Origin of the sequence: Umezawaea tangerina (genome assembly GCF_003002815.1) — a bacterium.
Classification (GTDB): Bacteria; Actinomycetota; Actinomycetes; order Mycobacteriales; family Pseudonocardiaceae; genus Umezawaea; species Umezawaea tangerina.
The window spans coordinates 137,671-150,861 of record NZ_PVTF01000004.1 but is presented as its reverse complement, the minus strand read 5'-3'; the positions used below and the strand labels follow the sequence as shown (position 1 = coordinate 150,861).

15 protein-coding genes are annotated in these 13,191 nt (G+C 71.6%); 8 read left to right on the top strand and 7 right to left on the bottom strand.

The genetic code is table 11. The features are described 5' to 3' along the window. Positions 1-2 precede the first annotated feature (2 nt). On the top strand, positions 3-503 hold the full coding sequence (locus tag CLV43_RS14740; RefSeq protein WP_106187734.1) for an O-acetyl-ADP-ribose deacetylase: 501 nt from the start codon (positions 3-5) through the stop codon (positions 501-503). On the opposite strand, the gene CLV43_RS14735 is transcribed toward CLV43_RS14740, so the two are convergent. Then, a complete protein-coding gene (locus tag CLV43_RS14735; protein WP_106187733.1) occupies positions 490-948 on the bottom strand; it encodes a winged helix-turn-helix transcriptional regulator in 459 nt (152 codons plus the stop codon). The two genes, CLV43_RS14740 and CLV43_RS14735, sit on opposite strands and share 14 nt — an antisense overlap. A gap of 86 nt (positions 949-1,034) precedes the next feature. Between CLV43_RS14735 and CLV43_RS14730 the strand changes: the two genes are divergently transcribed. After that, entirely contained in the window at positions 1,035-1,562 is a 528-nt protein-coding gene (locus CLV43_RS14730; protein WP_106187732.1) for a GNAT family N-acetyltransferase, read from the top strand. Here CLV43_RS14730 and CLV43_RS14725 read toward each other — a convergent pair. Continuing rightward, positions 1,543-2,454: a nucleoside hydrolase gene (locus CLV43_RS14725; RefSeq protein ID WP_106187731.1), complete on the bottom strand. Its 912-nt coding sequence runs from the start codon at positions 2,452-2,454 to the stop codon at positions 1,543-1,545. The two genes, CLV43_RS14730 and CLV43_RS14725, sit on opposite strands and share 20 nt — an antisense overlap. 53 nt (positions 2,455-2,507) lie before the next feature. Here CLV43_RS14725 and CLV43_RS14720 point away from each other — a divergent pair, with 53 nt between their 5' ends. The 4 genes from CLV43_RS14720 to CLV43_RS14705 all read left to right on the top strand — a co-directional run bounded on the left by CLV43_RS14720 (position 2,508) and on the right by CLV43_RS14705 (position 5,205). Next, complete coding sequence (locus CLV43_RS14720) at positions 2,508-3,128, top strand: P-loop NTPase family protein (protein WP_245886466.1); 621 nt, start codon at positions 2,508-2,510, stop codon at positions 3,126-3,128. Then, complete coding sequence (locus CLV43_RS14715; protein WP_106187730.1) at positions 3,125-3,703, top strand: Rossmann-fold NAD(P)-binding domain-containing protein; 579 nt, start codon at positions 3,125-3,127, stop codon at positions 3,701-3,703. Before CLV43_RS14720 ends, CLV43_RS14715 begins: the two co-directional genes overlap by 4 nt. Before the next feature lie 110 nt (positions 3,704-3,813). Further along, complete coding sequence (locus tag CLV43_RS14710; RefSeq protein ID WP_146174767.1) at positions 3,814-4,443, top strand: hypothetical protein; 630 nt, start codon at positions 3,814-3,816, stop codon at positions 4,441-4,443. A 156-nt stretch (positions 4,444-4,599) separates the two neighbouring features. Beyond that, complete coding sequence (locus CLV43_RS14705; RefSeq protein WP_106187728.1) at positions 4,600-5,205, top strand: hypothetical protein; 606 nt, start codon at positions 4,600-4,602, stop codon at positions 5,203-5,205. On the opposite strand, the gene CLV43_RS14700 is transcribed toward CLV43_RS14705, so the two are convergent. From CLV43_RS14700 to CLV43_RS14680, 5 genes are all read right to left on the bottom strand, one after another. After that, positions 5,196-5,792 (bottom strand): TetR/AcrR family transcriptional regulator, encoded by a 597-nt coding sequence (locus CLV43_RS14700; protein WP_170155845.1) that lies wholly within the window; start codon positions 5,790-5,792, stop codon positions 5,196-5,198. The genes CLV43_RS14705 and CLV43_RS14700 overlap by 10 nt on opposite strands. Beyond that, positions 5,789-7,669 (bottom strand): YhgE/Pip domain-containing protein, encoded by a 1,881-nt coding sequence (locus tag CLV43_RS14695; RefSeq protein WP_106187726.1) that lies wholly within the window; start codon positions 7,667-7,669, stop codon positions 5,789-5,791. The genes CLV43_RS14700 and CLV43_RS14695 overlap by 4 nt, the downstream gene beginning before the upstream one ends. Beyond that, positions 7,666-8,388 (bottom strand): ATP-binding cassette domain-containing protein, encoded by a 723-nt coding sequence (locus CLV43_RS14690; RefSeq protein WP_211304369.1) that lies wholly within the window; start codon positions 8,386-8,388, stop codon positions 7,666-7,668. Before CLV43_RS14690 ends, CLV43_RS14695 begins: the two co-directional genes overlap by 4 nt. A 112-nt stretch (positions 8,389-8,500) precedes the next feature. Further along, a complete protein-coding gene (locus tag CLV43_RS14685) occupies positions 8,501-9,433 on the bottom strand; it encodes a GNAT family N-acetyltransferase (RefSeq protein ID WP_106187725.1) in 933 nt (310 codons plus the stop codon). Between the two features lie 102 nt (positions 9,434-9,535). Further along, the gene (locus tag CLV43_RS14680) at positions 9,536-10,366 is read right to left on the bottom strand and encodes a class I SAM-dependent methyltransferase (RefSeq protein ID WP_245886462.1); all 831 of its coding nucleotides are present in this window, start codon (positions 10,364-10,366) and stop codon (positions 9,536-9,538) included. 190 nt (positions 10,367-10,556) lie between these two features. On the opposite strand from CLV43_RS14680, the gene rpsA reads away from it, so the two are divergent. Together rpsA and CLV43_RS14670 are read left to right on the top strand one after the other, a co-directional pair. Beyond that, the gene (rpsA, locus tag CLV43_RS14675) at positions 10,557-12,047 is read left to right on the top strand and encodes a 30S ribosomal protein S1 (RefSeq protein WP_106187723.1); all 1,491 of its coding nucleotides are present in this window, start codon (positions 10,557-10,559) and stop codon (positions 12,045-12,047) included. A 522-nt stretch (positions 12,048-12,569) separates the two neighbouring features. Continuing rightward, complete coding sequence (locus CLV43_RS14670) at positions 12,570-13,187, top strand: hypothetical protein (RefSeq protein ID WP_146174766.1); 618 nt, start codon at positions 12,570-12,572, stop codon at positions 13,185-13,187. Positions 13,188-13,191 lie beyond the last annotated feature (4 nt).

Genomic DNA, 13,191 nt, shown 5'->3' with positions numbered 1-13,191 from the left:
CCATGCAGATCGAGATCGTCGAGGGCGACATCACGACGCAGGACGTGGACGTCGTGGTCAACGCGGCCAACTCGTCGCTGCTCGGTGGTGGCGGGGTCGACGGGGCGATCCACCGCGCGGGCGGTCCGGAGATCCTGGCCGAGTGCCGGGCGCTGCGCGCCGGTCACCTGGGCGGCGGGCTCCCGGTGGGGCGGGCCGTCGCCACGACCGCGGGGCGGATGACCGCGCGCTGGGTCGTGCACACGGTCGGGCCGGTGTTCTCGGCCGAGGAGGACCGGTCGGCGCTGCTGACGGCCTGCCACCGCAACTCGCTGCTCGCCGCGGCCGAGCTGGGCGCCGAGACCGTGGCGTTCCCGGCGATCTCGACCGGCGTCTTCCGCTGGCCGCTGGACTCGGCGGCGAGGATCGCGCTGGCGGCCGTGCGGGAACCGGTCGGGTCGGTGCGCCTGGTGCGGTTCGTGCTGTCCGGCGAGGCGGCCTTCCGGGCGTTCAGCGAAGCCTGACCGCCGGTCGGTGGGTCACCCGCACGTCGCGGGCGGTCAGCTCGGCGCCGCAGTCGGCGCACTCCACCTTCGCGCGCACGTCGCCGCCGCAGTCGTGGTGGTGCAGGTCGAACGACGCGCCGTCCTCGGGCGCCATCCACCGCGATCCCCAGTCGCGCAGCGCCATCATCACCGGGTAGAGGTCGCGGCCCTTGTCGGTGAGCCGGTACTCGTACCGCGTGCGCACGTCCTTGTACGCGACGCGCCGCAGGATGCCCTCGTCGACCAGTTCGGCGAGGCGGTCGGTCAGGACGCTGCGGGAGATGTCCATCGAGTGCTGGAAGTCCTCGAACCTGCGGGTGCCGAGGAAGACCTGGCGCAGCAGCAGCAACGTCCAGCGTTCGCCGAGCAGGGCGGCGGGGAGGGCGATGGGGCACTGCAGGTCTGCGAGCTTCGCGTGTGCCATGTCTCCCAGAATACTCTTGCGTTCGGAAAACAGACCCAGCTATGGTCGGCGTTCTGATTCCGAACCCAACTGAGGACTGACTCCCGATGAACGGTCCACGCGTGCACGCGCTCGACCGCTGGAGCGCCCCCGCGGCCGTCGACGCGGTCTTCGAAGGCCTGTCCGACCACAGTCGCTACCTGCGGTTCCACTCGCCGATGCCCAGGCTCACCAAGGCTTTCCGCGACCGGCTCACCGACCTCGACGGCCACCGCCACGTCGCCGTCGTCGCCGAGGTCGTCGGGCGGCCGATCGGCATCGCCCGCCTCGTCGCGACCGAGCCGGGGTGCGCGGAGATCGCTGTCGCGGTCGTCGACCACTGGCAGCGCCGGGGTGTCGGGCGGATGCTGCTCACCGAGCTGGCCCAGCTCGCCGGGACGCTCTGCTACACCGAGCTGCACGGCGACGTGCTGCCGGAGAACACCGCGATGGTCCGGCTCGTCCGCGGCGCCATGCCCGGCGCGCGCACCGTCCACCAGGACGGCGTCGTCCACTACAGCTTCCCGGTGGCCTGGGCGTTCGGCGCCCCGACCCACGAGGACCTGCTCGCGGTCGTCAGCCCAGTCGTCCGATAGCGGCGACGACGAGGTCCCAGAACCGGTCCACGTCCAGCTCCACGGCCACCTTCGCGTTCGGCGCGAGGCCGCGGTAGCCGTCGAGGTCGACGACCGTCGCGCCGGTGGTGTGCGTGCCGGTCAGCTCGACCTCGACGTGCGCGTCGACGCACCGCACCAGCGACGGGTCGACCACCCGCGCGACGGCCACCGGGTCGTGCAGCGGCGGCGCGGCGAAGCCGAACATCGTCCGGTAGGTCTCGCCGAAGAACGTCATCAGCTCCGCGCACGTCCGCCCGAGCGGCCCGAGCGCCTCCAGCCGGGCGACGACCTCGGGCGTCACCAGCGCCTGGTGCGTCACGTTGAGCCCCACCATCGTCACCGGCACGCCGCTGCCGAACACGATCGCCGCCGCCTCCGGGTCGACGTAGATGTTCGCCTCGGCGTACGGCGTGATGTTGCCGCGCCCCGTAGACCCGCCCATCAGGACGATCTCGTCGATCCGCTCCGCGTCCTCGGGGTAGCGGGTGAGCAGCAGCGCGATGTTCGTCAACGCCCCGGTGGCGACCACCGTCGCGGGCAGCGACCGGTGGATCAGCTCGACGGCGTGCCCGTCCACGACGTCGACCGACGGCGGCCCGAAGTCGGGACCGTCCAGACCGGACGTGCCGTGGATGTCGTCGGCGATCCGCAGCGGCCGGGTCAACGGGCGCGCGCAGCCCGCCGCGATCGGCACGTCGATCCCCGCGGCCGTGCAGACCCGGCGCGCGTTCAGCGTCACCTTCTCCAACGTCTGGTTGGCCGCGACGGTCGTGATGGCGAGCAGGTCGAGCGACGGGTCGCCCGCCGCCAGCAGGATCGCGATCGCGTCGTCGTGCCCCGGATCGCAGTCGAGGACCACCCGAGTTCCCATCCGCCCAGTCTGGACGACCGGTTCTTGTCGGTCCGCGGCGGTAGCCTGGCCCGGTGCCTGTGCCGGGACCGCCGCTCGGATGTCTGCTCGGACCGACCGACGCGCTGCCGCACCCGCCGAGGCGGGTGCTGGTGGCCGGGACGTCCGGTGCGGGCAAGTCGACGCTGGCGGGCGGGATCGCCGCCGTGCTCGGCATCTCCTACGTCGAGCTGGACGCGCTGTTCCACGGTCCACAGTGGACACCGAGGCCGGAGTTCGCCGAGGACGTGCGGAGGTTCGTGCGTGCGCCGTCGTGGGTGACGGAGTACCAGTACCACGCCGTGCGGCCGCTGCTGCTCGGCGAGGCGGACACGCTGGTGTGGCTGGACCACCCCAAGCCGTTCGTCATGCGCAGGCTGGTCGTGCGCACCGTGCGCCGCAGGCTGGTGGGCGAGCACCTGTGGAACGGCAACTACGAGCCGCCGCTGCGGACCGTGTTCACCGACCGCGAGCACCTCTGGCGGTGGGCGTGGAAGTCGCACGGGCGGATGCGGGACAAGCTGACCCAGATACTGGCCGGGGAGCACGGGTCGCGGCTCGCGATCGTGCGGCTGCGCGGCCAGCGCGAAGTGGACAGGTGGCGCGCGGGCCCGCTGCGCCAGGCCGCCGGACTCGACGAGGAGTCGCTGCGATGAGTGATCGGATCGCGTTGGTGCTGGGCGGAACCGGCATGCTGGCCGGGTGCGCCGGGGCGTTGGTGGCGGACGGCTGGAAGGTGGTGCTGCCCAGCCGGAGACCGCGGTTCGGGCTGGCCGCCAGGGCGGCACTCGGACCGCGCGGCCAGCTGCCGACCACGACCCCGCCAGCGGAACGGCCGCGCGAGGTCGCCGCCGACTGGGCACGCCCCGACGAGCTCGCCAACCGCGTCCGCGCCGTCCTCGACGCCCCCGCCGGCCTGCTGGTCGCGTGGGTGCACTCGACCTACCGCGAACCGGTCCTGCGCGCCGTCGCCCCCCTGCTCGCCCCGACCGCCCCGGTCGTCGAGGTCCACGACTCCGGCGCCGTCCACCCCGTGCACGGCATGCGCGAACCCGTCATCGACGGCCACCCCACCCAACAGGTCGTCCTCGGCCACGTCCGGCACGGCTCCAGCACCCGCTGGCTGTCGCACGAGGAGGTGTCCGAAGGCGTGCTCGCCGCCGTCCGCCGAGCACTGGACGGACGACCGCCGTCGGTGCACCAGGTCGGCGAGGTCGACCGCTGGGGGTGAGCCGCCTTCACGGTTCGGTACCGGATCGCCCGATGAGGTCATGCGGTGGCCCCGCGGTGCGCTAGCTTGCGCGCTCGGCATCAGGGGGATGCCGCCTCGGGGGGATTCTCATGGTGTTTCCGGCTGGCCGCTCGCCGCACGAGTACCGGCCGGTGGCTGGTGCCGCCTCGATGGTGATCCTGTTCGCCTGGGTCGCCGTGGTCGCCTCGGCGGTGTACGCGGTCGGGTCGTGGACCTGGGCGCGGTGGATGGTGAGCGGGTCACCCGACTCGAGCGATTCGGGTGACCAGGGGTGGTACGCGGAGGTCCTCGGGCTCCTGTTCAGCCGGGTGGCCTGGTTCGCCATGGCGATCTGCTTCGTCTTCTGGTGGCGTCGGGTGCGGTGGAACGCGAAGCTCGTGGTTGGTCAGGGGTGGGGGCGGCGACGCGGGTCGTTGTCGATGAACGAGGTCTGGAACGCGAGCGATCCGGCGCAGCGCTCCACGGCGGCAGCGGACCGCCCCAAGAACCCGGCGTTCGGGGTGTGGTTGCTGGGCTACGCCGTGCTGCAGCTGGCCAACGCGTTGGTCGGGTACCTGGACCGCCAGAGCACCCAGGAGACCGCCATGGAGTGCACGGCTTACCCGGCCGTGGTCCACCTGGTGATCGCCGTCGTCTTCGCCTTCGTGACCACCCTCTCCGTCCGCGCGATCACCCGCAGGCAGACCGTCCCCACCTTCTTCGCCCGACCTCAGGGGTGAGGGCCGAGGCCGCGGACGAGCGGCACGGACTCGTGCACCTCAGCCGGTGACCGCAGGGGTCGAACCGCCGCCCAGATGGGGTGATGTGACGTCTTCGGGACGCGCTAGCCTGCGCGCTCGACATCAGGGGGATGTCGGGTTTCCCAGGGGATTTCCATGGCCTTCCAAGACGTCCGGTTCCCGCGCGGGTACCGCCCGGTGGCCGGTGCCGCTCGCGCGATGGGCGTGTCCGCCTGGGTCGGGGTGGTCGGCTCGCTGGTGTTCGCGGTCGGAGCGTGGGACTTCCGCTGGTGGATGGAGGACGAGGACCACGGGTCGCCGACCTCTGTCCTGGTGCTGCTCGTCGGCGGGCTGCTTGTGTTCCTGGTGGGCTTCATCGGCGCGGTGGTCTGCTTCCTCCTCTGGCGGCGGCGAGTGCGGTGGAACGCGAAGCTCGTGGTGGGCGCGGAGTGGTCCGGGCGGCGCAGGGCGTTGTCGTTGAACGACGTCTGGAACGCGGGCGACCCGGCGCAGCGGTCCGCGGCGCGTGCGGACCGCCCCCGCAACCCGCTGTTCGTGGTGTGGCCGCTGAGCTACTTCGCGCTGACCCTGGTCATGGTGGCGTACTGGTACTTCGGCCGCGGTCTCCACGGCGCGGCGTACGCCCGGTTCCTCAGCCACTTGGCCGTGGTCCACGTGGCGGTAGCCCTCGTCCTGGCCACCACGGCGACCCTCGGGGTCCACGCGATCACCCGCAGGCAGAGCGAGCCGGCTCAGGTCTGAGGGCCGAGGCCGCGGACGAGCAGCAGTACGGACTCGCGCACCTCGGCCAGTGACCGGTCGGGCTGGAACACCTGCCAGTCCAGGGCGATCACCAGCAGCGTGCCGAACAGCGCGGCCGACGCGGTGCCGACCTGCACCCCCGCGGGCAGGCGGCCCGCGTCGTGCACGCGTTGCATCTGCGCCTTCACGATCGACACGATGTCGTCGCGCAGCAGGCTCAACGTGCCGTGCCACTGGCCCGGTGTGCGCCACAGCTCGCTGACCAGCAGTTGGCCGAAGGCGGGGTACTCGGCGAAGAAGCCGAGCATCCCGTCGACCAGAGCGGCCAGCGCGTCCTCGGTGTCGTCGTGCTCCCCGGCCGGGCGCAGTCTGGCGGCGAGCAGGTCGACGCCGTGCCGCAGCAGGGCGTCGACCAGGGCGTCCTTGCTGCCGAAGTTGTAGTACACGGTGCCCTTGGCGACACCGGCCTCGGCGGCGATCTCGTCGACGGTCACCGAGGCGGCGCCGCGTTCACCGACGAGCTTCAGCGCCGCGTCGAACAGCTTCTGCTTGGTGGCGCCCGTGCGGCCCGGCCGGGGTGTGCTCACAGCACGAGCTCCGGCTTGAGGCGCGACGGCGTCCACACCCGCTGGCGGTAGGCGGCCAGCGTGGACAGCGCGAGCGCGCCGAGCAGGTAGGCGACCAGCACCAGCGCGTCGTGGCCGACCCCGGACAGCTCGCCGCCGTACATGAGGTGGCGCAGACCGTCCACGGCGTAGCCCATCGGCAAACCGTAGTGCAGCGGGTAGAGCGGTTCCGGGATGGTCTGCCACGGGAACGTGCCGCCCGCGCTGACCAGCTGCAGGATCAGCAGCACCAGGCCGACGAACTTGCCGACCGCGCCCAGCAGCGCGTTGAGGGCGTGCAGGATCGCGACGAACGTCATCGACGTGAGGAACAGGAACGCCAGCGTGCCGACGGGGTCGCTGGGCCGGATGTCGACGACCAGCGTGACGACGGAGAACATGACGACCACCTGCGCGAGGCCGAGCAGGGCGCCGGGCAGCCAGCCGCCGACCGCGACCCGCACCGCGGTCTGGCCCGCGGCCAGCGCCCGCCGGGACAGCGGCCGCAGCAGCAGGAAGAGCACGAACGCGCCGATCCAGGTGGCGAGGCCGAGGAAGAACGGGGCCAGGCCCGCGCCGTAGGTACCGGCGGCGGTCTGGCTGATGCCGCGCACGTTCACCGGGTCGCCGATGGTCTTCGCGGTCGCGTCGCGGGTGGGGTCGTCGGGGTTCGGGATCTGGCCGACGCCGTCGTTGAGGCCGTCGCGCAGCTTCGTGGTGCCGTCGACGAGCTGCTGCTCGCCGTCGCGGAGCTTGGTGGCGCCGTCGCGCAGCCGCACGGCGCCGGAGGCGAGGGCGCCCGCGCCGTCGTCGAGCTTGCCGATCGCGTCGGTCAGTGCGGGCGTCGAGGCGGCGAGCTGGGCGGCGCCGTCGGAGACCTGCTTGGCGCCGTTGGCGAGCTGGCGCAGCTGCCCCGCCGCGCCCTGGACCTTGCCGTTGGCGTCGTCGACCGGCGCCTTGGCCGTGGTCAACGCGGTCAGCACCTTCTGCACGTCCTCCTCGGCCATGCCCGCGGCCCGCAGCTTCGTCGCGATGTCGCCGTTGACCTGGTCGAGCCCGTTCACGAGCGCCTGCGCCTTGGCCGCGTAGTCCTCGGCGGTCGTCGCGGCGGTCGCGTTGCCGTCGGACACCTGCTTGGCGCCGCTCGCGAGCTGCTGCGACTTCGCGGGCAGGTCCTTGGTCTGGGTCCGCAGCTGGTCCAGCCCGCCCGCGAGGGTGGCCGCGCCGTCGGCCAACGGGGTCGCGCCGTCCACGAGCTGCTGCGTGCCCGACAGCGCGGACTGCTGCGCGTCGGCGAGCTTCGTCGCGCCGTCGGCGGCCTCGACGGTCTTCTGCCGGATCGTGGAGAAGCCCAGCAGCAGCTTGTCCGCGGCCTCCTCGCCGACCTTCACCGACACCGAGCGGCGCACCTCCGTGACGACCTGGTTCGCGATCGTGCTGCCCAGGTAGTTGTTGGCGTCGTTGGTGGTCAGCGTGATCACGCCCTGGCGCGGGGTGAACGCGCCGGGGGAGGAGAGGGCCTGCGAGAAGTCCTCGGGAAGGGTCAGCGCGAACGTGTAGGTGCCGTCGCGGACGCCCTTCTCGGCCTCGTCCTCGGAGACCTGGTGCCAGTCGAACCTGGCGCCCTTGACCAGCTCGTCGGCCACGTCGCGGCCCGCGTGCAGCTGGTCGGTGCCCTTGTCGGCCACCACGAGGGCGGCGGGCACGTGCTTGAGGTTCGAGTAGGGGTCCTTGTTGGCGTACAGGTAGAGCGACGCGTAGAGCAGCGGCACCAGCGCGAGCGCCAGCAGGGCGAGCTTGGGCAGCTTCCCGGAGCTGACCCGGCGCAGTTCGTTGAGCGCCATCCGGATCGCGGTCATGCCGTCTTCTCCTGAACTTCCTCGGTCTCGGGGACGACGACCGCGGCGGTGTCGACCACGGTGTCGTCGGTTGCCGCGTCGTCGGCGGCTTCGGCGGGCGGGGTGTTGTCCTCGCCGAGCCGGGTGGTGGGGACGTCGAGCAGCCGGGCGGAGGCGGTCGTGCAGAGCACGACGACCGAGCGCTCGGGGGTGACCTGGGCCCGTGCGAGCCGGAGCCAGGACTCGGGGACGCCGTGGTAGCGGTCCGGGCTGTCGAGCACGAGCGCGCGCACGCCGGGGCGGGCGGCGGCCAGCTCCAGCAGCAGCGCGCACCGCACGTCCGGGGGCACGTGCTCGAAGCGGCTGCCCGCGTACCGGTCGGCGTCGCGGTCGGCCAGCCAGTCGGCCACGGCCTTGCGCCCGCTGCGCTTGCCGATCATGGCGAGCTCCTCGCCCACGACGGTGCCCAGCGTGAGCGCGGCCTCCGGCTCGTTGACGTCGGGCGCGTCCACCAGCGCGACGCGCTTGCGCAGCTCCTTGGGGTCGTCGACGCCGTCGAGCAGCACCGACCCCGAGCCGGGCTTGAGCCTGCCGGACAGCACGAGGCCGAACGCGGTGTGACCCGTGCCGGGATCGCCCGCCACGAGCACGAGCTCGCCCGTGCCGACGAGCAGGGTGGTCGGCCGCACCAGCGGGCCGTGGGCCCCGGTGACACCGACGCGCCGGGCGTGGATCTCCACCGCTACCTCCTTTGAACTGACCAGTCAGTTCAAATAGTGGCGCGCACGGCGGTGGCCCGCAACTCCGGGCGGTGTGACGTTCTCGGCAACCTCGCGAAACGGACTTCGGGGCTCAGCGCAGCGCGAACGCCGGGCGCACTTCCCACACGGTCCACAGTGGACGATAACCCTGCCGCGGCCAGAACACCGAGGAGAGCGGGTTCGGCGGGTTGTAGTACAGGTACGTGCCCACCGTCCCGAGCCGCCGCAGCTCCCGGTGGGCGAACGCCATCAGCTGCTGCCCGATGCCGCTGCCGCGCGCGCCCGGCAGCACCGACAGGCAGTTCACGTACCCCCAGCGGCCGTGCGGCAGCCGGGTCGACGTCCAGTTGCCCGGCTCCGACGACACGATCGCGCACTCGGCCAGCGCCACCGCGATCCCGTCGCGCTCGGCCAGCCACGTCGGCCCGTTCGACGCCAGCCGGTCGCGCAGCGTGCGGCGCTTGAGCGCCACCGCCTCCGGCCGGGCGACCGTCGAGCCGACCAGCGACGAGTAGTGCAGCTCGGCCAGCGCCAGCTGGAGGACCGCCTCCAGGTCGTGCGGGGTGGCCCGGCGGATCCGCAGCGTCGGCGGCGGGCCGTTGTCCCGGCCGCCGGGATCGCGGCGGACGGCGATCGTCGACAGGGGCACCAGCCCGTGGTCCAGCAGCGCCTTCGTCGCCTCGGCGTCCCGGCTCGGCCAGGTCAGCACGCACGCCGAGTCCGGCTCGACGCTGCCCACCCGGTCCATCATCCGCCGCCACGACCGCAGCAGCGCGTCCATCCCGCGCCCGCCCGCCGCGCCCAGCAGCGGCGTCATCTCCCACACCTCGGTGGCCGACCAGAGCCTGCTCATCGACGCGGGCTCGTGCACCTGGTGGTGCACCACACCTGCGACCCGCGTGCCGTCCGGCAGCGCCGCCGTGAGCACGTCGCCGTCCGGAGGCTCCGGGACGGCCGGGAGCATCGGGTCGAGCGACGCGAACCGCGCGGACTGAGCGTCCAGCAGTCCTCGACCCACCCTCATGGGCCCAAGATTACGACTCGGGACCGCTCCCACCTGGTCAGGTGTGCGCGGCGCGTCGTGCCGGAGCGGTGTCCGGCGGGCTCGGCGCGACGAGCGGGGGCGCTAGCGCTTGCGGGTGCGGAAGATCGCGGTGCCGGGGAAGAGCCTGCCGCGCAGCGGGCTCCACTGGCCCCACTCGCGCTCGTGGCCCTCCGGCCACTCGGGTTCCAGCAGGTCGACCAGGTCCAGGCCGGCCTCGGCGAGCTGCCGGACGTAGTCGCCCATGGTCCGGTGGTGCTCGACGTAGGTCGCCCGGCCCGCCTCGTCGACCTCGACGTACGGCGTCCGGTCGAAGTACGACTGGGTGACCGTGAGCCCGCCGGGGCCGGGGTCGTCCGGGAAGATCCACCTGATCGGGTGAGTCACCGCGAACACCCACGGCGCGCCGGGGCGCAGCACCCGCGAGACCTCGCGCATCACCGTGCCGGAGTCCGCCACGAACGGCACCGCGCCGAACGCCGAGCAGGCCGCGTCGAACGAGCCGTCCGCGAACGGCAACTGGTCCGCGGACGCCTGGACCAGCGGGACCGCGATGCCGGTCTCCCGGTTGGCCGCGGCGGCGTGCCGGAGCATGCCCGCGGAGATGTCGAACGCGACCGGGTGCGCGCCCTGCGCGGCGAGCCAGCGGGCGCACGGCGCGGACCCGCAGCCGACCTCCAGCACGCGCTTGCCCGCAACGTCCCCGAGCAGCCGCGCGTCCTCCTCGCGGACCCCCTCCGGGCACCACATGAAGTCGGCCGCGCCGAGGAAGTCCCCGTGCTCGGCGTGGTAGTCGTCGGCGTCGGCGTCCCACCAGATCCGGTTGGCCGCGCGGGACTCGTCCGCGTCCACGGGACGCTTGGCGATCCCGGTCGTGCCGAGGGTCAGTTCGGCACTGGCGTGCTGGGTGGACACACTGCTCCTAACGTGGGGGTACCGGTTTGCCCGCTGGTCGCGAAGCCGCGTACGATACCGCCTGCGTAGTGGGTTAGCTCTGCCCATGATCCAGTAGCACGACAACTGGCCTGTGGAGGTCGGGTGTGCCCGCCGCGCGAAGCACTTTGCAGGCCACCCAATCCCAATCCGTACCGGAGCCACCTACCTAATGTCCACCGACACCACCATTGTCCCGGTCGCCAAGGCGCCGAAGCAGGTCGCGATCAACGATATCGGTACGGAGGAGGACTTCCTCGCCGCTATCGACAAGACGATCAAGTACTTCAACGACGGCGACATCGTCGAGGGCACGATCGTCAAGGTCGACCGGGACGAGGTCCTGCTCGACATCGGCTACAAGACCGAGGGCGTCATCCCCTCGCGTGAGCTGTCGATCAAGCACGACGTCGACCCCAACGACGTTGTCAAGGTCGGCGACGAGGTCGAGGCCCTTGTTCTCCAGAAGGAGGACAAGGAAGGTCGGCTGATCCTCTCCAAGAAGCGCGCCCAGTACGAGCGCGCGTGGGGCACCATCGAGGCGCTCAAGGAGAAGGACGAGCCGGTCAAGGGCACCGTCATCGAGGTGGTCAAGGGTGGTCTGATCCTCGACATCGGCCTGCGCGGCTTCCTCCCCGCGTCGCTCGTCGAGATGCGCCGCGTGCGCGACCTCCAGCCCTACGTCGGCCGCGAGCTCGAAGCCAAGATCATCGAGCTGGACAAGAACCGCAACAACGTGGTCCTGTCCCGCCGCGCGTGGCTCGAGCAGACGCAGTCCGAGGTGCGCAGCGAGTTCCTCAACCAGCTGCAGAAGGGCCAGGTCCGCAAGGGCGTCGTGTCCTCGATCGTCAACTTCGGTGCCTTCGTGGACCTGGGTGGCGTCGACGGCCTGGTGCACGTCTCGGAGCTGTCCTGGAAGCACATCGACCACCCCTCCGAGGTCGTCGAGGTCGGCCAGGAGGTCACCGTCGAGGTCCTCGACGTCGACATGGAGCGCGAGCGCGTGTCGCTGTCGCTCAAGGCGACGCAGGAAGACCCGTGGCGCCAGTTCGCCCGCACCCACGCCATCGGCCAGATCGTGCCCGGCAAGGTCACGAAGCTGGTTCCGTTCGGCGCGTTCGTCCGCGTGGACGAGGGCATCGAGGGCCTGGTGCACATCTCCGAGCTGGCCGAGCGCCACGTCGAGATCCCGGAGCAGGTCGTGCAGGTCGGCGACGACGTCATGGTCAAGGTCATCGACATCGACCTCGACCGCCGCCGCATCTCCCTCTCGCTCAAGCAGGCGAACGAGGGCTTCACGGTCGACTCCGAGTTCGACCCGACGCAGTACGGCATGGCCGCCGAGTACGACGCCGAGGGCAACTACATCTACCCCGAGGGCTTCGACGTCGAGAGCCAGGAGTGGCAGGACGGCTTCGACAAGCAGCGTGAGGAGTGGGAGCGCCAGTACGCCGAGGCGCACACTCGTTACGAGGCCCACATGAAGCAGGTCGCGAAGGCCGCTGCCGCCGAGGAAGAGGCCGCTGGGGAGACCAACTACTCCTCCGGTGGCGACGCCCCGGCCGCCGCGTCCAGCACCGGCGCCCCGGCCCAGTCCGGTGGCACCCTCGCCAGCGACGAGCAGCTCGCCCTCCTCCGCGAGAAGCTCTCGGGTGGCGCCTGATCCTCACGGATCGCTAGCCGGTAACACCTAGAAGAAGCCCCGCACCACACCAGTGGTGCGGGGCTTCTTCAGCTCCAATCAGACCAACGGCACGCCTGCCCGCCGCGCAACGAGAACCCCTCAGGCGCAGCCTGATCCCACCTGGGCGCAGCCCGCCACCACGCATCCGGCGCGGAGCGCCCCACCGCTTTGTCCGACGCGCAGCGAGGATGCCTTGTCGGGCGCAGCCCGATGCTTGGTCAGGCGAAGCCTGATGCTGGCGTAGCCAGATCCACCCGGCAACCCGATCCGAAGCCATCTCTATGCCCACCACACCTTGTCAAGACAGCTCCATCGTCTTGACAAGGTGTGGTGGGCATAGAACACTCGGCGAGCGGGTTGGAGGCATGTCCCCCCCAACCCACCCACCCCCGACCACCAACAGTCACCCCCCACCCGAACCGGTCAACCCCAAACACCACCCACCCCCACCCCGCCGCGCCTCTTGGATCCACCCCCTCCCCCCACTAAGTTCGTTCTCCTATGCCAGTCGCCAGGTACTTCCCCGCCCTCCTAGCCATGTGCGCCATGGCTTTGCTGGCCTGCGCCGCCCCCAAGAAGCCCGCCGCGCCCCCGCCCCAGATCCCCAAGATCGTCATCCCCACCTCGGTCACCCGCACTCCCGTCATGGCCGACCGCCCCATTCCCGACGACTGCGAGCTGATCGTCCCCACCACCCAGGTCGCCCAGGGGATCGGCCAGGACCTCCCCGGCGACACCCGCATGATCATCGGCCTCCCCGAGCCGTCGCTCGGCCGCACCGCCAAGATCGACTGCTACTACGGCATCCCCGACGCCAAGCCCCTCCCCGACGCCGTCGTCGTGGTCGGCATCTCCACCTACGCCGACGAGGCGACCGCCAAGGGCAGGGTCACCGAGAGCGTCGACGCGGAGCGCTCCGAGGGTGCCGCCGTCTCCGAGGTGGACGTCGGCAAGCAGAAGGCCAGCATGATCGCCAACGCCCAGGAGCGCCTGGTCGTCGGTTCGCTCGGCAAGTCCACCTTCGTGGTCAGGGCCAAGAACGGCGTCCTCCCGGACGACAAGATCGCCCCGGTGCTGGCGGGTTTCGCCGCCCAGTCCATGACCCAGCAGATCTCCTGAAAGA

Coding starts and splice junctions, on each gene's coding strand:
- CLV43_RS14710 (WP_146174767.1), top strand. CDS start 3,814: ATGGTGTTTCCGGCTGGCCGCTCGCCGCACGAGTACCGGCCGGTGGCT.
- CLV43_RS14725 (WP_106187731.1), bottom strand. CDS start 2,454: ATGGGAACTCGGGTGGTCCTCGACTGCGATCCGGGGCACGACGACGCG.
- CLV43_RS14705 (WP_106187728.1), top strand. CDS start 4,600: ATGGCCTTCCAAGACGTCCGGTTCCCGCGCGGGTACCGCCCGGTGGCC.
- CLV43_RS14730 (WP_106187732.1), top strand. CDS start 1,035: ATGAACGGTCCACGCGTGCACGCGCTCGACCGCTGGAGCGCCCCCGCG.
- CLV43_RS14735 (WP_106187733.1), bottom strand. CDS start 948: ATGGCACACGCGAAGCTCGCAGACCTGCAGTGCCCCATCGCCCTCCCC.
- CLV43_RS14740 (WP_106187734.1), top strand. CDS start 3: ATGCAGATCGAGATCGTCGAGGGCGACATCACGACGCAGGACGTGGAC.
- CLV43_RS14715 (WP_106187730.1), top strand. CDS start 3,125: ATGAGTGATCGGATCGCGTTGGTGCTGGGCGGAACCGGCATGCTGGCC.
- CLV43_RS14685 (WP_106187725.1), bottom strand. CDS start 9,433: ATGAGGGTGGGTCGAGGACTGCTGGACGCTCAGTCCGCGCGGTTCGCG.
- CLV43_RS14695 (WP_106187726.1), bottom strand. CDS start 7,669: ATGACCGCGATCCGGATGGCGCTCAACGAACTGCGCCGGGTCAGCTCC.
- CLV43_RS14670 (WP_146174766.1), top strand. CDS start 12,570: ATGCCAGTCGCCAGGTACTTCCCCGCCCTCCTAGCCATGTGCGCCATG.
- rpsA (WP_106187723.1), top strand. CDS start 10,557: ATGTCCACCGACACCACCATTGTCCCGGTCGCCAAGGCGCCGAAGCAG.